Here is a 19,387-nt window from a genome sequence, read left to right on the forward strand (position 1 = left end):
TCAGTCTTCCAGTAGCACCATCGGGTCGTGTTTCGGCGGTGGGGAAGTCCGGCGGGCCGCGCCCAGTGGATTGGCAACGGTGACGGCGCTCGAGTGGACTTCGCGCAGTCCGTACCTGCGGTGACGCGGGTCAAAGCTGAGCGGCTGGTCCCGTAGTGCGTCACCGGGGCCGTCGCCGGCGGCGAGGTCGGCGATCACTTCGAGTTCGATGCGTCGCTCGTGGGCACGGCGGCGCTGGAACCAGGCAGCAGCCTGCCAGGGCTCGGCCCGCAACGCCCGCCGAAGGCCGCCGCGATGGACGCCGAGGTCGATCGGGCGGGACGGCGGGCAGGAGCGGCGCCCGAGGAACGGCAGGAACGTCGGGGCCCGCACCGCCGCGTACAGGGCGTCGATCAAGGATTCATCGCCTTCGACAGCGGCGACAAAGACCGCGTCGGAGAGGTAGAAGCGTTCGGAGACCGGCATGGACTTGCCGGTGTCGCCGTGGTGCGCGGTCTGGTAGTCGCGTACACGGGTGCCCGGCTGATCGAGCCTGACGGCGAACGTGAGCGCGGCGAGGTCGGAGAGGTCCGCGCCGCGCTCACGGCCCTGAGCCGCGGCGAGCAGGCCGAGCACTCCGCTCTTGGTGGGTGCGCGCTCCGTCGTACGTCGTGCGAAGCGCGACGATGCGCCCCAGGACTGGAGTGGGCCCGCGAGACGCAGCGTCAGGACGCCGGTGCGTTCGCTCATTTCACTCATGCGGGACGATCCTGCCCCTCGGGCGCTTGTCCCGCCAGCCGTGCGGAGACCGCGTCGCTCACTTCGTCGAGCAGGCTGCTGAGGGTGACCGCGGTGCCGAGCGCCGCCAGCGGCTCGGTTGCCGCGCCCGCCCTGAGCACCCAGCTCTTGTCGCCGGTGACCTCGTATGCCTTCTCGATGTCGGAGACGTGCGCGAGCAACTGGGTGCATGCGCCGCGCAGATGTCCGCCGGAACCCTGCGGAGCAAGGACGGGCTCCTCGAAGGCGGAGACGAAGCTGATGGGCCTGGCCGAGCGGAGGCTGACGAGGACGGCTTCGGGGAGTGTGTGGTTGCCGAAGGTGTTGATCTTGCCGGTGGGCATGGAGGCCACGAAGCCGTGCAGGAAGGCCCGTACCGCCCTGCGTACCGGCTCGTCCAATGGCTGATCCGGGCGCCGGCCGACACCTAGGTTGTCGCGCAGCCGGTCCACGTCGAGAGCGGCGTAGCGGTAGAGCGTCGCCGAGTTGAAGTCGACCGTGCCGATCATGCCGGCACCGGCCTCCTCCGCCTTCTCGTTCTGGTCGTCCACCGCGGTGAAATAGTCGGACTCGTTCTCGACTTGATGGACGCTGATGGCGTGCGCGACCTGGGCCGCGGCGTCGACGTTGATGTCGGTGGAGTCGGCGACCATCCGTCCGAACAGTGCGATGTCCACCGAGTGCCGGGTGTCGGCGATCTCGCGGGCCTGGTTCTTGTTCTCCTTGACCTTCAGGTACGCCGCGATGTCATCAGCTCCCTCGACTGCGAGGCGAGCCAGGCCTTCGATCTGGCGCGCGCTGAGGAACATCAGGTACGAGGACTCCGGCGGCGGCTCCGGCTCGCCCTTCTTCTTCGCGTTCTCGGCCTTCCGGCGCGGCACCTCGATCTTCGAACCCGTCGCGGCGTAGAGCGTTTCGGCGGCCAGTGCCAGCGCCGTGGCGCCGTCCAGCGAGGGTTCCACGGCGGTGATCCGCTCGGCCAGCAGCTCGGCCACCCGGCGGGTACGCACGCCTAGTTCGTCCGGGTCGAGAAGGTCCTGGAACGCTCGCCGGGTCGCCCTTTTCCATGCCTGGCTGGAGACGCGGGCACGGCGGACGCCCCCGTAGACCGCGGTTTTGGGGGTACCGGTGTCGTCGCGGTTGAGGTTGCTCGGCGGCACGGTCTGCAGCACGTGCACGTCGATGATGGTGCGGCTCACGGGGTGTCGTCCTCCGAGGTGGTCGTGTCGGGGTCCTGCGGGCCGTCGCTGCTGCCCGCCACGTTCGGCCCGGCTGTCGCTTCGCCGTTGCCGGAGGCGGGCCGGGGGACGGCGAGGTAGGAGCGGCCCCAGGAGCGGCGCACCGCCTGGGGGCCGCCGGGGCTCTGCCACGTGTGGAGTTGGTCGGCCAGCAACCCGTAGTCGAGCGGAACGGCCTCGCGGCGCAGCAGGAGAACGAGGTCGCGCAGCCGCCCGGCGAGCACCACGGGAGTGGCGGCCGTACCCACTCGGACGAAGCGCTTGCGCGTCGGCTCGTCGATCTCGGGTCCGGAGGCCAGGCGACGTACGGCGGCGCCGAGTTCAGGGCCGGGCCTGCGGTGCATGCGGGCGGCGTGATGGGACTGCTGGTGGAGCGACCACAAGGTGACGGCAGCATGTGCCGCCTCTTCGGCCTGCCGCATGGCGTCCTCGGTCAACTCTCGGCGCTCGTACTGCTCGTATAGGGGTTCGGTGCCGATGAGGCCCCACAGGTCGGCGGTCTCGCCGGCAGGTCGGCCGATGCCGCGTCGCAGCCGGGCCAATGTGCCGACGGCATCGCTGCGGTCGTCCAGATAGCCGCGCTGCAGCCGCGTGATGCGCTGATGGACGGCGGCGCCGACCGGGCCGAGGGGTGCCTGGCGCGTACCGGACGTGACAGGGGCGGGACGGCTGGTGGTCATACCGGCGACTCCACGGGAGCGGGTTGGGTGGCCGGTGGGTCCGGCGGGCCGTCGTCATCGGTGGCCAGGAGTCCGTCGAGGCGTTTGCGGAAGCGGAGCTCGGCTGCGGCGTCGTTCAACCATCGCGGGCCGCCCGGGGCCTGGACGATGCGCCCTTCCCAGGCGGACAGTCCGGCGTCGTCCAGCAGGCCGGTCCCCAGGTCGCCGACGATCCGGTGTACGTCCCGCTTCCAGCAGTCGCGGTGCTCTTCCGGGTCGGTGGTGGCGCCCAGGTCCCGCAGCCACCGGCGGTAATGGGTGTCGAGGGTGCCGAATCCCTGGTCTCGGGCGGCGTCCCTGCGAGGTTCGGGGGTGGCCCCGGATGCCCGAGCGAGATCGGTGGCGAGGTCGGCGAGGATGCCTACGGCCCTCTCCGCGTCGTTCAGCGCATCCACGGCCTTCTGCCCGTACCGCCGGTCCTCACGATGGAGCAGCACCACGGGCATCAGGACCCCGTCGTCCACCACCTCATCGATCACCGACTGCTGGGTGCCGTACCGCGCGCCGATGACGCGGGTGCGGATCAGATGGCCGCGCGGAAGGAACCCTTCGGTGGACAGCCGGGCGACCCACTCCACGACCCCGGGCCGCAGGCGCTGGGCGCCGTCGCGGCCCTGCTCTGTCGCTGCCTCCCGGCCGGTGAGGAGGCCCTCCATCCCTCGCCAGGCCATCCGCGACGGATCGTGGTCCTGCGGCAGGTAGACGAGCGCTTCACGGCGTTTCTTCTCCTGCGCCGGGCTGCGACGCCAGCCTGTCATCGGCTCGTACGGCAGTTTGTTGTGTGGTTCGAGGCGGTCTCCGTACGCCAGCACGACGCCGTGGACACCGTCGGCGTCATGGTGCAGCCGGATCCGGCGTGACTGCCAGGTGTACAGGTCTCGCAATCCGTAGGGACGTTGCGCGAGGTCGCGGGCCTCGTCCGGTCCGCACGGCTTGGCCCGCCAAGCCGGACGGTCGGCTTGGTCCGTGTGCAGCCCTGTGGAGTCCGCGGCCATCAAGTTGAGCAGCAGCGTCTCGTGGAGGTCGGCCCCCTCCACGAGGACGCCGCCGAGGTTGCCCGCCCACGCGACGCCCTGAGGGTAGCCCTTGCCTGCCTTCACCCGGGGGTCGCCCACCGCACCGGACTTGATGCCCGAGGGGTCGAACGCCTGGGCGTGCACCAGCCATCGGGCTGCCTCTGCCCAGCCGAGCCGGTCGACCCCCGGCATGCGCATGCTGAAGAACGGTTCCCCGTTGGGCACGTCGGCGACCATGCGGTTGAGGGAGAAGACCTCGTCCTTGGCTGTCCGCAACCCGGCGACCTGGAAGAACGGGCGCTCGGGGTGCAGCAGGTCGAAGCGATCGCGGTGCTGGTGCAGGTAGTCGGCGACACGACCGGCGTACGGCGTCTCGGACAGCCACAGCTCCTCCCACTCGTCGCTGTCGGCCGGCGCCGCGCCTTTCCCGGGCCCGCCGAGAGCGTCGTGGAGGATCGCCAGCAGCAGTCGGATGAGGGCGAAATCCTGGGTCGGCAGATCTCCGACGAGCCGACGGATGGAGCGCGCCTGGTCGAACACCTCCGACAAGGACAGTTCGCGCTCCGTACCGTCGGCAAGCTGAACGGGCAACCAGGGCCGATGGGTCAGGTCGAAGGACGGCACCGCGGGCATCGACGCCGCTTCCCTTCCCTTGCTCGGTTCCTCGCGGGTCACCAACAGGCCCTCGTCGGGGTCGTACGCCATGTTCCATCCCGCCAGCCGGGCCCGGCAGTCCTCGTCGAGCGCGAGGATCAGTTCTCCGGCGAGCCAGTGGCTCTCCTTCCCCTGCCAGGCGGGGACGTAGAGCTCTTCCAGTTCGGCGAGGGCCTGGTTCTCCTGGTCGGGGAAGGAGAAGTGATAGGGCAGCCGCAAGCCGCTCGCAGCGGCGGCGCGTGCGGCGCGCGCGGACGGTACGGCGTCGGTGGGCAGTTCGAGTCCGCCGCGGCCCTTGTCCAACCAGGGCAGGGTGCACAGGGCACCGTCGTCCCGGCGCATGACGACCAGGACCTCCAGGCTCTCCCGGCCGTCCCGGACCTGCGCTCGTCCGGCCCTGCTGTCATCCGCATCACCGACGCCCGCGCCGATCCAGCCGATGAGCGGCCGTCCGGCCTTTCGTACCTCGTCCAGCCGGAAGACCTCCGCCTTCCGCTGCTGCTCGGCACGGGCGTCGCGGTGTTGGGCCTGCGCGGGATCGACGGTCTTCTCCCAGCGCGGCGGGCAGGGTTCGTCGGCGCCGTAGGCTCGCTGAACGAGAGGGCTGATGTCCTCTGGCAGCCGCACCGGCCGTCCTCGCTTCCCGGGCGCTCCAAGGTGTGGGGTGAGTACGGCGAGCGACCGGAGCAGCGGATACGCACCGTAGACCGTGCACGAGCCTTTGACAGGCGTGGGCGCCGGATCCGTCCGCCAGTCAACGCCGGTCACCAGGCAGCGCGGCTGCCGCAGGCGCGGAGGCCGTTCGCTCTGCAGCTCACCGCGGGGATGGCGGTGCAGCCGTCCCATTCGCTGAAGCAGCAGGTCGACAGGGCACAGGTCGGTCACCAGCAGGTCGAAGTCCACGTCCAGCGACTGCTCTGCCACTTGGCTCGCGACGACGATGTGCGCCGTTTGTGGACGGTGCGGTGACGTGCCGTTGCGGTCCGGTGGTCCGAACCGGACCAGCAGCGAGGCGTCCTTGCGCGCCCGGTCGACATCGATGAAGCGCGCGTGCGCGACAGTGACGTGCTCGGCACCGAACCTCGCTCTGAGTGCGGCAGCCGTGTCCGTCACCCGGTCGACCGTGTTGCGGACGACCAGCGCACACCCGCCGTCGGCCAGTTCCGCTGTCAGACGGTCCGCCAGTGCGGTCTCGTCATCCGCCAGGCGCTCCACCACCACGTCGTTCCGGCGCCCGGAGGCTGCGGGCGATGCTGTCGCCGGTTCCGCTCCGGGGGCGACAGCAGTCAGGAGCGGGTAGCCAGTGGCGTCGCCGAGAGCATCGGCACTCCCTCCGGTGTACGCCGCCGCCAACTCCCGCCGCCGACCGGCCGGAAGCGTCGCCGACAGCACCACGACGGGAACGCGATATGCCCCCAGCCACGACAGCACCCGGTCGAGATAGGTGTTCATGTAGGCGTCATAGGCATGTACTTCGTCGATGACGACGACCTTGCCAACCATCGCCAGGTGCCGAAGGGCCAGGTGCCTGCTCTTGAGACCGGTCATCAGCAACTGGTCGATCGTCCCGACGGCGAACGAGGCGAGCAGGCCCTTCTTCCGTCCCCGTAGCCACTGGTGCGCGATGAGGTCGGCGGAGACGGACTTCTCGCCGCCCGCGGGACGTTCGTCCTCGGCGTATGCGTCCACAGCGGCGATGGTGCGGTGGCTTTCGCGCATCAGGGCGGCGTAGTCCTCCTGGAGCGCTGCCTTGGCGTGCGCCAGCAGGACCGAACGCTGTTCCGGCGAGGATTCCCCTGCCGTCGCCGACGCGAAGGCCGGGAGACGGTCGAGCCAGTCCAGAAGCCGCGGGAACATGGCGTTGCTGGTCGCCATCGTCGGCAGAGCCAGGTAGCACCCACCCGCACCCGAACGGGCCGCGAACACCTCCGCCGCCGCGAGGGCTGCCTCGGTCTTCCCCTCCCCCATGGGCGCCTCGATGATCAGCATCCCAGGCTGTTCCATGCCCCGGGCCATGGAGAGCGCCTGCTCCTGCACCGGCCGCACCACAGCACCGGGCGGCAGGGCGAAGCGCGCGGCGAACAGGTCCGCCGCCTGCTCGCATGGCTCGGCCGGCGACCACGGTGCGGGCAGTCGAAGCCCTCGCCACGCCGCGGCCACCCGCTCGCTTTCGCTCCGGGGGTGCTCCTCGGGAAAGTACGGGAAAAGATCCGGATTGCTGGCGATCCAGTCGCACACGATGACAATCGCGGTCAGCAACACCTGTACCGGCTGGGGGAGTTTCACCCCTCGCCAGTGGGCAAGCCGGTCGTCCACCCCGAAGACGTCGGCGGAGGCATCCAGCAGTTCGTTCTGCACCCGCTGCCAGATCGCCTCCGCCGGCCCCGGCGTCCGCAACAATTCGGGATGCGCGTCGAGGTGGTGGATCTGCATGTGGTCCGGTGGTACGCCGTGGTGTCCTCCAGCCATCACTGCGAACTGCGCGGAAGCCCTGCGGGTCCATCCACGCCGTTCTTCGAGCCACTCCTGCAGCAGCACCTGCCCGGCCAGCCCATGCGGTGCCATCCGGCGATCGTCGCCGAATTGCTTCCGCGTACGCATGCCGAGGCCGGCGGCGCTCATCACATCGGCCAGATCATCCACCTGGCAGGCGAACGCGGGCGTCGCCTTCCCGATGTCATGCGTCCCCGCCAGCCACACGCACAACCGCCGCCCATCGGCTTCCCTCTCGGGAAGCGGCTCCGCGATCAACTCCTTCACGTTGCGCGGCAGCCAGTGATCCCACAGCAGCCCGGCGACGGCAGCACTGTCCGCCATGTGCCGCCACAGCGGCAGCCACTTCTCCGTCACCCGGTCGTGCTTGGCCCACACGGTACGAACCGCACCGGTCAAACGGTCGCCGAGGTTTGCCGGCGGGTTCCCTTCGTTATGCACGGCGGTTATTCAACAGGGACCTGAAGGACGCTACGCCCCAGACGAGAGGTTCGATCAATACTCGCCATTCGTGATCAAAAAACGCCACACCGCCAAGGCGGTTTCACGAAGGCGGAGCGACACCTCAACCAGATGGTGACGGCAAAGACGAGCGATCAACCCTGGAACGAAGCCAGGGAAAAGTTCGCGTACAATTCAACCGAACTCCCACTTCCCGCATTTGCGGGACATCTCACCCGGTCGAAAAATATGCGCACCATTAAAATTCGACAGGTGCGCATAATCGTCCGGTACGAAAAACTGGGTCCACTAATCCGAAGCACGTTCGGATGTTACCCTGAAAGTCGTCACGCGCAGCGCTGGCCGCTCCCCACATCTGCGGGGATCCCCTCCTTCACTCAGACCCACTTCCTGCAATCGCGGGCAAGCTGAACGTTGTTCGCGAAGCGGGGGCAAAATGCTAGAAGCCGCACGCGACACGCACATCTTGTCCTCCCGTTGCCATCACGTCGAATACTGTCGATAAAGCGGCGACGCGATCCACAATCGCCAGCCCTGCGGCAACGGGATCAGAACAAAATGAACATAAGATCTGCCCATGGGCTGGAGCGCTCGCCGCAGGCGGGAAGGAAGCGCTTGAGCGAATCGCCGGATGACCCAAACACTCTCCATGCAGGAGAGGAGGGCGAGTCGTACATGGCCTCTCGACCGCTTCATGTCTCGTAATTTCCCACCACTGGATCTCCCCACCATGCGCCAGCCTGTACGCGAACTCCTCATGGAGAGACTTTGCCTGCCTATTTCATGATCGCCTTCGCGACCGTTTTCTTCTGTGCCGTCATCGGCTGCACTGTCATCGCCATCGTGGCGATCCAACGTGCCGACTCGGCAGCAGTCCCCGAGGTGCTCCGCGAATTCGCCACACTAGTGAGCGTCCTGCTACGCCGTCGCCCCCAGTAGAAGTCATTCTCGCGCTAGCCGCTGACCAGGCAGCTAGCCAACGCTTCTCTTGCGGCCACCCCGGCCGCCTCCGTGCAGAATCTCGACTCGGGAATTTTCAACGGCTTCACCCCTGCGCCACGGCCGAACTCACTTCGGCTTCGCACATCGAAAATAGGCAGAATTAACGCCCAGTCGCCTCTCGGTTTTGCGTTCGTGGCACCGGTGCAGGCGTCGGCGGCCGGCGAGCCACGAAGTCGTTCTTTCGTCGAGCAGCGGTGACGGCCCAGCCCGCTGTTGAGACGTCGATGCCTTCGCTGCGGTGCGGTGGCTGATGCCGGGATCGCTCAGCCATCGGCGCAGGTAGTCCCAGTCATACCCCTCGTCGACGTGGAGGTTGTCCGGGTGTCGGCGGCGCCCGTCGCGTCCGGCTGCGGTGAGCGTCCATCGGGCCCGCCGGGTTCAGCGGCACGGCCGGCCGGTCGGAGTCGGCCGCTTCGCCGTTGTGCGTCGCGGGGTCGGTCCTCCCCCTGCCCGATCGGTCGGCGAACGGCCGTCACGGGCAGGGGGATCGGGGGTGGGTGGGGTGTTACAGGCCGAGGCGGACTGCCTTGCGGGGTTCGTTCTTGGCGCCGGTGAGGAGGCCGTGGAGGGTGGCGAACTCGTCGACGCACTTGGCGGTGCCGTTGACGACGCAGTCCAGGGGGGCGTCGGCGACCACGACGGGGACGCCCATCTCCTGGCGGAGGCGGCGGTCCAGGCCGCGGAGCAGGGCGCCGCCGCCGGTGAGGGCGATGCCGCGTTCGATGATGTCGCCGGAGAGCTCCGGGGGGCACTCGTCGAGGGTGCGGTGGACGGCGCGGACGATGGCCTCGACGGGTTCGGCGAGGGCGGTGCAGATCTCCTCGGCGGTGATCTCCTGGAGGCGGGGGAGGCCGCTGAGGTGGTCCCGGCCCCGGACGGTGAACGCGTACGGGGCGGGCGCGGGGGCGTCCTCGGCGTCGGGGTCCGCGGCGGGGTCGGTCGTCGCGGCGGGGAGGTCCTCGTCGGGGGTCCAGGCGGCCGAGCCGATGGCTATCTTGATCTCTTCGGCGGTGCGCTCGCCGATGGCCAGGCCGTGTTCCTTCTTGATGTAGGTGGAGATGGCGGCGTCCATCGCGTCGCCGGCGACCCGTACGGACTGGGCGGTGACCAGGCCGCCCATGGAGACGACGGCGACCTCGGTGGTGCCGCCGCCGATGTCGACGACCATGCAGCCGACCGGTTCGGCCACCGGGAGGCCCGCGCCGATCGCGGCGGCCATCGGCTCCTCGATGAGGTGGACCTCGCGGGCGCCGGCGCCGCGCGCGGAGTCGATGACGGCGCGGCGTTCGACGCCGGTGATGCCGGAGGGGACGCAGACGACGACCCGGGGGCGGGCGAAGCGGCGGCTGGGCAGGGCCTTCTTCATCAGGGCGCGCAGCATCTGTTCGGCGGCTTCGAAGTCGGCGATGACGCCCTCCCGCAGGGGGCGCATCGCGGTGATCCCGGAGGGGGTGCGGCCGATGGTGCGCTTGGCCTCCGAGCCGACGGCGACCACGTCGCCGGCGGCGTTGACGGCGACCACGGACGGCTCGTTCAGCACCACGCCTTTGCCGCGGGCGTAGACGAGGGTGTTGGCGGTGCCGAGGTCGATGCCTATGTCGTACGTACCGGACGAAGTGCTGGCGGCCATGGGGAGTTCGTTTGCTCTCTCTCGGGAGGACATTGCGCCGCAGAGAGCGCCATTGGCTTACCAATGACGGTAATTGCGGGCAATTATCTAGACTACTGGGGGTGCTGAATGGTTCCTGCGGGGGCGGTCTGCGGGGTAAAGAGGCGGCAAGGAGCAGGGGGCCCAGGGGCGGGTCAGGGGTCGGGCGGCAGCGCCTCGGCGAGGTCGTCGAGGGCGTCCAGGAGGAGTTCGCAGGCGCGGACGGCGACGCCGGTGTGCTCGCCCTCGGCGTTCCACTGCTCCCAAGTCTCCTGCGGTGCGCTCCAGTCGAGGGGGGTGCCGTCGCGCAGGGCGCGGGCCGCGCGGTCCAGGGCGGGGCCGAGGGCCGCGGCGAACGCGGCGGCGCCGGGCGAGGGCGCGGCGTTCCGGTCGGGCGGATGGGCCTCCACGATCATGGTGACCCGGCCCATGGTGGCGAGCGCGGCGCTGGCCGCGCGGGCCGCGGGGAGCGAGAGGCCGCGGTGCCGGACCGGCTCCTTCTCGGCGCGGGCCTCGCTCGCCTCCCAGGCGGCGCGGGCCGCGCGGGCGTCCAGCAGGGCCTCGCGGACCTGGCGGGGGCGGCGTTCGGCGGGCCGGGCGTAGCCGTCGAGGACGGCGAGCGCGTAACGGCCGTTGGTGGTGAGCCAGTCGGCGAGGCGGTCGCGGAGCCGGGGCGTCTCCCAGGCGGGGAACAGCGCGTAGGACAGCATCGCCAGGACGCCGCCGATGAGGGTGAGCACGACGCGTTCTTGGACGGTCTGCTCCCAGCCGGCGCCGACGATGCCGAGCAGGAAGACGACGTAGCCGGCGACGCAGGCGGAGGTGACCGAGAAGCCGGTGCGCATCAGCAGGTACATCAGGAAGACGCAGGCCAGCGCGAGGGCGGCGCTGACGTACGCGCCGGGGTGGGCCAGGGCCATCAGGGCGCCGGCGACGGCGACGCCGACGAGGGTGCCGGCGAAGCGGGCGACGCCGCGGGAGTAGGTCTGGGCGAAGTCGGGGCGCATCACCATGACGGCGGCGAGCGGCGCCCAGTAGCCGTGGCCGAACCGCAGGGCGGTGGCCAGCACGTAGCCGGTCGCGGCGACCGCGGCGACGCGCAGGGCGTGCCGGAAGACGTGGGAGGACCAGCGGGACTCGCGGCGCAGGGCGCGCAGGGCGACCGGGACGAGTTTGGGGACGCTGGGACGCAGCAGGTGGGCGCGTTCGGCCTCGGTGGTGGGGCGGGTGGCCTCGACGGGTTCGTCGGTGAGTTCGACGGCGTCGGCGAGGAGCGAGATCAGGCGGTAGGCGGACCGGCGGGCGGGGCCGGTGAGCATCGGGCCGGTGGCCGGGACTTCGAGGGCGGCCATCGCCTCCGGTGGCAGCCGGACCGGTCGGTCGTGGCGCACGGCGTGCGCGACGGCGTCCAGGACGGTGGCGGCGGCGCCGAGCAGTTCGCGGGCGCGGTCGCGTTCGGGGCCTTCCAACGGGGCGCCGACGACCGGGTCGGCCAGTGAGGCGAGCACCGGGCGGACGCGTTCGGCGAGGCCGCGGGGGCCGTGCAGTTGCACCGGGCGGCGCTTGGCCTGGCGGGGGGTGACGGCGGAGGCGAGCCGGGCGTCCATCAGGGGCGCGGGGTCGAAGGGGGCGACCGGGTCGTGGCGCAGCCGGCGGGCGTAGTCGGCCTCGGCGGCCAGGGCGTCGGCGAGGGCGTCGCGCTGGATGCCCCAGGGGCGGACCGGGAACAGGACGACGAGGGTGGCTTGGACGAGGCCGCCGAAGGCGATGAGGGCGGCGTGCGCGAGGGCGCCGAGGACGGACGTCGGGAGCGTGACGGTGATCAGCATGATCGCCACGGTCTGGGTGCCGATGAGGCCGGAGACCGGGCCGATCGCCCAGGCCAGGCCCGCCAGGAAGGTCCAGCCGGTGAGCAGCAGGACGAACGCGACGAGGTGGGCGGCGGCCAGGTAGCCGAGGAAGGTGGAGACCGCCAGCGCGCCGGCGACGGCCAGTGCCAGGACCGGCCGGGGGCGCATGCTGCGCTGGAAGGTGGCGATGCCGGCGGAGAACGCGCCGAAGGCGGAGGAGACGGCGAGGGCGGGGCTGCCCCACCACAGGCACAGGCCGAGGACGACGGCCACGCCGACGGTGCCGCGGATCGCGATCAGCGGGGTGAGCTTGGCCCGTTCGATGGTCAGCCCCGAGCGGGCGGCTTCCTTGAGCGCGCGCGACCAGGTCATGGCCCGAGGATACGGGCCGGCAGCTGGGGTCGCGGGGTGTCGGGCGGCGGGGGCGGGAGGGCGACCCGGATGCCCGTCCGGCGGGGTGCGGCCGGGGTGACCGGCGGGCCGGGGAAGGGCGCGCGGAGGGGTTTCGGAGGGGGAGGGAGCGTCGGGGCGCGGGCGGGCGTCGGGGTGCGGAAAGAGGGGCGTGCGGGGGTCCGTCCGGCGTCAGCGGTGCGCCCGCACCGGGAAAATCACGGTAAACCGGGTCTCCGTTGAGCGTAAACACCACAGGTCAGAGCGGGGTTGCGGGTTTCGGGTCGGGGCGGTGCGAGGAAGCAGACACCGCGGTAGGGAAACCTGTCCCCGCCCGGCCCCCTCTTGCTGGCCGGTCGGGACAACTCCCGGCCGGTCCGCCAAGGAGAAGGTCCCGTGCGCAAATCCCTTTTCAAACCGGTGATCGCCGTGATCGCCCTGACCGTACTCGGAACCACGGCCGGCTGCGGCACGAGCGACCAGGCCACCCCCGTACGGTTCAGTGGCCCCCGGACGGGTGCCGCCATGCAGACCGCGCCGGCCAGCAAGAACTCGCTGGTGCAGATGCCCACCCACCCCATCAGCTTCCAGGAGACCAGCAAGGTCGGCGGGGCCGGCGGGAACACTCCCATAGCCCTGACCACCTACCACGGGAAGAAGTCGGGCTTCACCGGGAAGGTGTGGGTCTGGGCGCCGCCGGAGTACTACGAGAAGAAGAACGCGAACAAGGGCTTCCCGGTCATGGAGGCGCTGCCCGGCGCCTACGGCTACCCGGTGAACTACTGGATCGGTTCCGACCTCAAGTTGGAGGAGAGCCTCGCCACCTGGTCGAAGGAGGGCAAGAGCCTGCCCTTCATCGTGGTGATGCCGGTGCTCAACCCCAACGACAAGCAGTACTACGACGGCAGTGACATCCCCGGTCAGCCGAAGATCGGTACGTGGCTGAGCAAGGACGTCCCCGACCTCGTCCGGGAGAACTTCCGCACCCTGAAGACCCGCAACGCCTGGTGCATCATGGGCTCCTCGTCGGGCGGCTTCTCGGCACTGAAGAACGTGTTGCAGAACCCGAAGGACTTCAAGGTGGCGATCCCCAACGGGCCGGACATCGTGCCGGACTCCCCGCTGTGGCGCGGACACCTGTCGGCGATGCGGGCGAACAACCCCGAGGTGCTGGCGCACCAGCTGATCGCCCGCGGTGGGCCGGACGTCTACCTGGCCTTCCAGGACGGCTCCAAGGAGAACACCGTGCTGCCCAAGGTGCGGAAGTTCATCGCGCAGTACAGCCGCGGGCCGGTGAAGACCCGGTTGCAGGTCGTGCCGGACGGCACGCACAGCGGCGCCACCTACGTCCAGGGCCTGGGCATGGGCACGATGCAGTGGGTCAGCGCCCACATGCAGGGGCCGACCGGCTGAGAACGGCACGACCCGAAGGGCGGTCGCGGCGGACACCGGTCCGCGGCGGCCGCCCTCGTCGTGCGCCGGGTCACGGCGCGCAGTCGACGTCCTGGAGGGTGATCGGACGGGAGTCCAGGCCGACGTAGGCGGTGAAGGAACGGCGGGTGCCGCCGTCCCAGTGGGTGGTGACGGTGGCCCAGCCGACGCCCGCCGACTGGGCCGTGGTGACCTTGCCGACGGTGATCGACCGCGGGGCGTTCTGGGCGCAGAGCAGCAGGTCGTAGCCGTCGGTGTGGGCGGCGCGGTCCTTGAGGTAGGCGGAGACCTGGTGGTCGCGCTGGTGGCGGGTGGGGCCGTGGTGGCCGTAGAAGCCGGTCAGGAAGCGGTGGACCTCGGCGGCGGTGTGGCGGCCGTTGGGGTCGCTGCGGACCGTGGCGGCGGCCGGGCCGGTGGCGGCCAGGGTCAGGGCGAGGGCCGCGGCGCAGGCGGCGACGGCGGTCGTGGCGCGGGTGGGATGCGGTGCGGTACGGGACATGGCAGGTCCTCACCTTCGGGCGTGTGACTGCCTAGACCCGCACATCCGGCGGAAGGTTGCGTTCCGGGGCGGGTCGGGCAAAGGGGACAGGTGTTCGTGGCCGGGCGGCCGGGCCCGGGGGCCGGCCGGCTACGACACCACGTCCTTGCGGGCGAAGCCGCGGAAGGCCAGTGCGGTGAGCACCAGCGCGTAGGACACCGAGACCGAGGCGCCCTGGAGCATCCCGGTCCACTCCAGTTGGGGCTGGAGGGCGTCCGCCCAGGAGTACTGCCAGTGGGCGGGCAGCACCGCGCGCCAGTCGCCGAGCGCGGTGACCTGGTCGAGGACGTTGCCGACGATGGTCAGTCCGACGGCGCCGCCGACCGCGCCCAGCGGCGCGTCGGTCACGGTGGACAGCCAGAACGCCAGCGCGGCGGTGACCAGTTGGCTGACGAAGACGTAACCGGTCACCACGGCCAGCCGCAGCACCGCGTCGCCCGGGGCGAGCGCGCCCCCGGTGGGCAGTTGCAGCGGCCCCCAGCCGTACGCGGCGGTGCCCACCGCCAACGCGACCACCGGCAGCAGCACCATCGCGGCGGCGCTGGAGGCCAGCCCCACGGTGAGCTTGCTCAGCAGCAGTCGGGCCCGGGGCACCGGGGCGGCCAGCAGGTAGCGCAGCGAGGACCAGCTCGCCTCCGAGGCGACGGTGTCGCCGCAGAACAGCGCCACCGGCACCACCAGCAGGAAGCCGGCGGAGACGAACAGTGCGGTGGCGGCGAAGTTGGCGCCGGAGGCGGTGGCGGTCGTCATCAGGCTGATCCGGCCCGTCGAACGGGTGCCGGGGTCGCCGCCGATCGCGAACGCCGCGACGAGGACGAACGGCAGCAGCGCCAGGATCGCGCCGATCACCAGGGTGCGGCGGCGCCGGAGTTGGCGACGGGCCTCGACGCGCAGCGGCAGGGTGCGCCGGGCGCGGTAGCCGGGCGCCGCCGCCGGGGTGGTCGCGGTCATCGTCCGTCTCCTTGGATCAGGGTGAGGAAGGCGTCCTCCAGGCGGCGGTGCGGGCCGACGCGGTGCACCGGAACGTCCATCCGGACGAGGTCGGCCAGCAGGTGCGGGGTGCCGTCGGGCGCGGCGAGGCGGACCAGCAGGCCCTCGTCGGCGCGGGCCGCGAAGTCCACGACGGACAGCGCGGCGACCTTCTCCACGACGGCGTCGGGCAGCGGCGCCGCGTCGCCGACGTCGATCAGCACGGTGTCGCCCGCGCCCACGACGTCGCCGACCGGGCCGGCCTGGACGAGCCGGCCGCGGTCCATGACGACCAGGTGGGTGCAGCTCTGCTCGACCTCGGACAGCAGGTGGCTGGAGACGATGACGGTGCGTCCGGCCGCGGCGTAGCGGATCATCACCTCGCGCATCTCGCGGATCTGCGGCGGGTCCAGGCCGTTGGTCGGCTCGTCGAGGATGAGCAGGTCCGGCAGGCCCAGCATGGCCTGGGCGAGGGCCAGGCGCTGCCGCATGCCCTGGGAGTAGGTGCGCACCGCGCGCTCCAGGGCGTCGCCCAGGCCGGCGATCTCCAGGGCCTCCGTCGCGTGCGCGTCGGCGGCGGGGCGGCCGGTCGCCTGCCAGTACAGGTCGAGGTTGGCCCGGCCGGACAGGTGCGGCAGGAAGCCGGCGCCCTCGACGAACGCGCCGACCCGGGACAGCACCGGCGCGCCCGGCCGGATCGCCTGGCCGAACACCCGCACCTCCCCGCCGTCCGGCCGGATCAGGCCCATCAGCATCCGCAGGGTGGTCGTCTTGCCGGCGCCGTTGGGGCCCAACAGCCCCAGCACCTGGCCGCGTTCGACCCGGAAGGTCAGGTCGCGGACGGCGTACCGGTCGGTGGACTTGGCGTAGCGCTTGGTCAGGTCGGTGATCTGGAGCGGGACGTCGGCCAGGGCCGGGTCGGGGGCGGGCGCCGCGGTCCGGCGGCGGGCGGTGAGCAGCAGCAGCGCGGCGGCGACCGCGGCGACCGCGGGCAGCGCCCAGGTCCAGGCCGGCAGCGGGGCGGCGGCGCTGCGCACCTCGGGCGCGGTGGGCACCTCCAGGGTGCCGGTGGCCGCGGCGGTGCGACCGGCGGCCGGGGCGCCGGCCAGGGAGACGGTGTAGGTGGCGGGCTCGACCGGGGTGGCGTAGGCCAGGTCGGTGGCGGCCAGGACCAGGCGCAGCCGGTGGCCGGCGGCGAAGTCGTGGTCGACGACGGGCAGGCGGAGCCGGACGGTGCGGCCGTCCCCGGCTCCTTCGACGCGGTACGGCGTGACCAGTTGGGACGGCAGCAGTTGGCGGCGGCCGTCCGGCGCGACGTCGTAGAGCTTGGCGAAGAACACCGCGTCCGGGGAGCTGGACCGGATCCGCACCGTGGTGGTGGGGCTGCCGGTGAGGTGGACGGAGCCGCGCAGCGGTGCGGAGTCGAAGTGCGCGTACTGGCCCGGGAAGTCGAGGGAGAGGCCGCCGGCGCCGAGGGCGGAGAGGTTGCCGAGGGCGCCGGCGCCGGGCACCGCGGAGATCGCCGGCGGGGCGGCGCCGGCGGGGTTGGCGAAGCGCTGCTCCCGCCCCGTCAGCGGGATCGGGCGCGGGTCGTGGTCCAGGCCGGGGTACTTCTCGGCGCTGGCGCCGCGCAGCCGAACGGTGCCGGCGGTGGAGTCCACTCCCCCGGTGCGGCTGACCCGGAACGCGGGCCCGGTGGCGGCGTGCCGGTCGCCCTTGAGGTAGCGGTCGAACCAGGCCGTGGTGCGGGCGGTGAGGCGGGCGGTCTCGCGGTCGCCGCCGTCGTGTCCGCCGGCGATCCAGTCGACGGCGACGGGGGCGCCGTTGCGGCGCAGCGCACGGGCCGCGGCGTCGGCCTGGTCGAGGGGGAACAGCGAGTCGGTCTGGCCCTGCATCAGCAGCGCGGGCACCTTGATGCGGTCGGCGACGGCGGACGGGCTGCGGGCCGCCAGCAGGTGGCGGGCCGCGGCGTCCGGCTTCCCGCTGACCGCGACCCGCTGGTACATCGCGCAGAGGGCGGGCGCGAACCGTCCGCAGCCGCCGGCGGACGCGGACGCGCCGGCGGGGCCGGAGGGGTTGGCGGAGTCGGGCGCGGCGGGCGGGGCGGCGGGGCTGGACGGGGTGGGTGCGGCGGTCGGGTCGCCGGTGGGGGCGGCCGAGCCGGTGGTGAAGAAGATCCCGGCCCACAGCTTCTTGAACACCCCGTTGGGGAACAGGGCGTCGGCGAGGTTCCAGTAGGTGATCTGCGGGGCGATGGCGTCGACCCGCGCGTCGTGGCCGGCGGCCAGCAGTGCGACGGCGCCGCCGTACGAGGCGCCGGCGATGCCCACGCGCGGGTCGCCGGGCTTGTCGAGCCGCACCTCGGGGCGCTTGGCGAGCCAGTCGATCAGGCGGCTGACGTCGGCGACCTCGCCGTCCGGGTCGTTCAGCCCGATCGTGCCGGTGGACTTGCCGAAGCCGCGCGCCGACCAGGTCAGCACCGCGTAGCCGTCCCGGGCCAACTGTTCGGCCTCGGGGCGGACGTCGGCCTTGCTGCCGCCGAAGCCGTGGCCGAGGAGGACCGCGGGGCGCCGGCCGGCGGCACCGCCCGCGGTGAAGAAGGAGGTGTCGATCCGCACCGTCCGGGCCGCGCCGGGCGTCTCGGGCATCGTCAGGACGTGGTCCTCGCGGTGCACGGCGGGCGGGGCGTCCGAGGCGGCGGCCGCCCAAGTGCCGCCCCCTATCAGTAGGGTCAGCGCGCCCAGGGTGGCGTAGAGCCTGCGCCCGCGCAGTCGGAGGTCCATGGCTGAATCCTAGGGAGCGGTCCGGGCGGGCGGCCCGTCCCGGGGGCGGAACCGGGCGCCCTCCCGGGGGAGTAGTCCCGGCCGGGGCCGTACCGCGTCCGCGGTAGGCCGGGGGCGGCCGGGCGTCCGGCGCCCCGCCGCCGGGCCTGAGGGCACGTCAACCGGCCGCGTGGGTGCGCACGGGCGAAAGGACGGCGGTCACCGGCCCTCGGGCCGGTGACCGCCGTCCTCGCTGCGTTCCTCGTGTCAGTACTGCGGCGGGCCGAACCCGCCCGGCGGGGAATGCGGCGCGCCGGGCGGCACGGGCGGGACGCCGGGCGGCATCGGGGGGCCGCCGACCGGGGGCATGGGCGGCGGGCCGGGCTGCTGCCAACCGGCCGGCGGCGGGGCCATGGGGCCCGGGACGAAGCCGGGGACGGCGAAGGCCGGCGCCGGTGCCGGCGGCTGCCAGGCGGGCGCGACCGGCTCGCCGCGGAGCATCAGCGCGACCAGCGTCAGCGAGCCGAGCAGGTCGAGCGCCAGCTGGGCGCAGATGATCACGCTGAGGCCCGGCGTCGCCTTGGTCATCTCCACGAACGCGCCGGTGTTGAGGAACGAGACGACGGTCAGCACGGCGTTGGGCAGCAGCGCGACGGCCAGGCCCAGGGCGAGGCCGCGGGCCGCGCAGCCGCGGGCCAGGCAGGTGATCCCGGCGATCGCGGTCAGCAGCAGGAACACCACCGCGTACCAGCCGGGGGCGAGCGCCAGCAGCGAGGACAGCGCGCCCTTGCCCAGATAGAGCAGGGTGAGGGCGTCCATGCCGTGCTGCAACTGCACCAGCAGGTAGAGCTGGTAGACGACGTAGCCCAGGGCCATCGCGCCGAGCACCAGGCCGCCGAGCACGCCGGCGGCCTTGCCCGGGCGGGCGGGCGGTTCGCTGGGGGCCTGGCGCGGCCAGGACCGCATCCCGGCCAGCAGCACCACGCCGGCGACCAGGGTCAGCAGGAACAGCGGCAGGCTGCTGAGGAAGACCCCGTCGAAGGTGGCGGTGCCGGTCTCGGCGTGGCGGAACCAGCGGTCGTCGCTGGTGTGGTTGCCGACGCTGATCAGGGCCTGCAGTGCGGTGGCGAAGGTGACGGTGGTGGCGACGGCCAGCAGCCCGCCGGCCGAGCGGCGGCCCGCGAACGCCGCGCCGGCGGCGGTCAGTTGCAGCAGGCAGAAGCCGAGCTGGACCGGGTCGGTGACCTGGTTGGTGCCCGGCCCGCGGCTGCCGGTCCAGCTGTCCCAGACGCCGGCGAGGCCGAACGCGCCCAGGTCGACGGCGAGCCAGTACGCCGTCCAGAAGAAGAACAGCAGGCAGAGAACGCCCGCAGTGATCCGCGCGCCCTTGGCCAGCGCGGTGCCTTGTGCCATGTGGTCCCCCGTTGTGTCGGTGCCGCGCGGCGGTGGTGTCCCGCAG

The 19,387-nt window shown here is 72.1% G+C and carries 11 protein-coding genes; 1 reads left to right on the forward strand and 10 read right to left on the reverse strand.

Annotated elements, in window-relative coordinates; genetic code table 11:
- From cas5e to ABD385_RS15570, 6 genes are all read right to left on the reverse strand, one after another.
- On the reverse strand, nt 1-729 hold the full coding sequence (cas5e, locus tag ABD385_RS15545) for a type I-E CRISPR-associated protein Cas5/CasD (protein WP_344576146.1): 729 nt from the start codon (nt 727-729) through the stop codon (nt 1-3).
- Nucleotides 730-734: 5 nt separating this feature from the next.
- Complete coding sequence (gene cas7e / locus ABD385_RS15550; RefSeq protein WP_344575929.1) at nt 735-1,955, reverse strand: type I-E CRISPR-associated protein Cas7/Cse4/CasC; 1,221 nt, start codon at nt 1,953-1,955, stop codon at nt 735-737.
- Entirely contained in the window at nt 1,952-2,674 is a 723-nt protein-coding gene (casB, locus tag ABD385_RS15555; protein ID WP_344575931.1) for a type I-E CRISPR-associated protein Cse2/CasB, read from the reverse strand. The genes cas7e and casB overlap by 4 nt, the downstream gene beginning before the upstream one ends.
- Nucleotides 2,671-7,254 carry a type I-E CRISPR-associated protein Cse1/CasA gene (casA, locus tag ABD385_RS15560; protein ID WP_344575933.1) on the reverse strand — a complete coding sequence of 1,528 codons (4,584 nt, stop codon included), beginning with the start codon at nt 7,252-7,254 and terminating at the stop codon, nt 2,671-2,673. The genes casB and casA overlap by 4 nt, the downstream gene beginning before the upstream one ends.
- 1,591 nt (nt 7,255-8,845) lie before the next feature.
- Nucleotides 8,846-9,970, reverse strand: a complete 1,125-nt coding sequence (gene mreB / locus ABD385_RS15565; RefSeq protein WP_344575936.1) for a rod shape-determining protein — start codon at nt 9,968-9,970, stop codon at nt 8,846-8,848.
- A gap of 173 nt (nt 9,971-10,143) precedes the next feature.
- Nucleotides 10,144-12,210: an FUSC family protein gene (locus ABD385_RS15570; protein ID WP_344575939.1), complete on the reverse strand. Its 2,067-nt coding sequence runs from the start codon at nt 12,208-12,210 to the stop codon at nt 10,144-10,146.
- A 414-nt stretch (nt 12,211-12,624) separates the two neighbouring features.
- Between ABD385_RS15570 and ABD385_RS15575 the strand changes: the two genes are divergently transcribed.
- The gene (locus ABD385_RS15575; protein WP_344575942.1) at nt 12,625-13,641 is read left to right on the forward strand and encodes an alpha/beta hydrolase; all 1,017 of its coding nucleotides are present in this window, start codon (nt 12,625-12,627) and stop codon (nt 13,639-13,641) included.
- A 70-nt stretch (nt 13,642-13,711) separates the two neighbouring features.
- Here ABD385_RS15575 and ABD385_RS15580 read toward each other — a convergent pair whose 3' ends face one another.
- The 4 genes from ABD385_RS15580 to ABD385_RS15595 form a co-directional block, all read right to left on the reverse strand.
- Nucleotides 13,712-14,158 (reverse strand): hypothetical protein, encoded by a 447-nt coding sequence (locus tag ABD385_RS15580; RefSeq protein ID WP_344575944.1) that lies wholly within the window; start codon nt 14,156-14,158, stop codon nt 13,712-13,714.
- A 129-nt stretch (nt 14,159-14,287) separates the two neighbouring features.
- Nucleotides 14,288-15,148, reverse strand: a complete 861-nt coding sequence (locus ABD385_RS15585; protein ID WP_344575947.1) for an ABC transporter permease — start codon at nt 15,146-15,148, stop codon at nt 14,288-14,290.
- A complete protein-coding gene (locus ABD385_RS15590; RefSeq protein WP_344575949.1) occupies nt 15,145-17,949 on the reverse strand; it encodes an alpha/beta fold hydrolase in 2,805 nt (934 codons plus the stop codon). The genes ABD385_RS15585 and ABD385_RS15590 overlap by 4 nt, the downstream gene beginning before the upstream one ends.
- A gap of 246 nt (nt 17,950-18,195) precedes the next feature.
- Nucleotides 18,196-19,341: a hypothetical protein gene (locus ABD385_RS15595; protein ID WP_344575952.1), complete on the reverse strand. Its 1,146-nt coding sequence runs from the start codon at nt 19,339-19,341 to the stop codon at nt 18,196-18,198.
- Nucleotides 19,342-19,387 lie beyond the last annotated feature (46 nt).

This window comes from Streptomyces lunalinharesii (assembly GCF_039532155.1).
GTDB lineage: Bacteria > Actinomycetota > Actinomycetes > Streptomycetales > Streptomycetaceae > Streptomyces > Streptomyces lunalinharesii.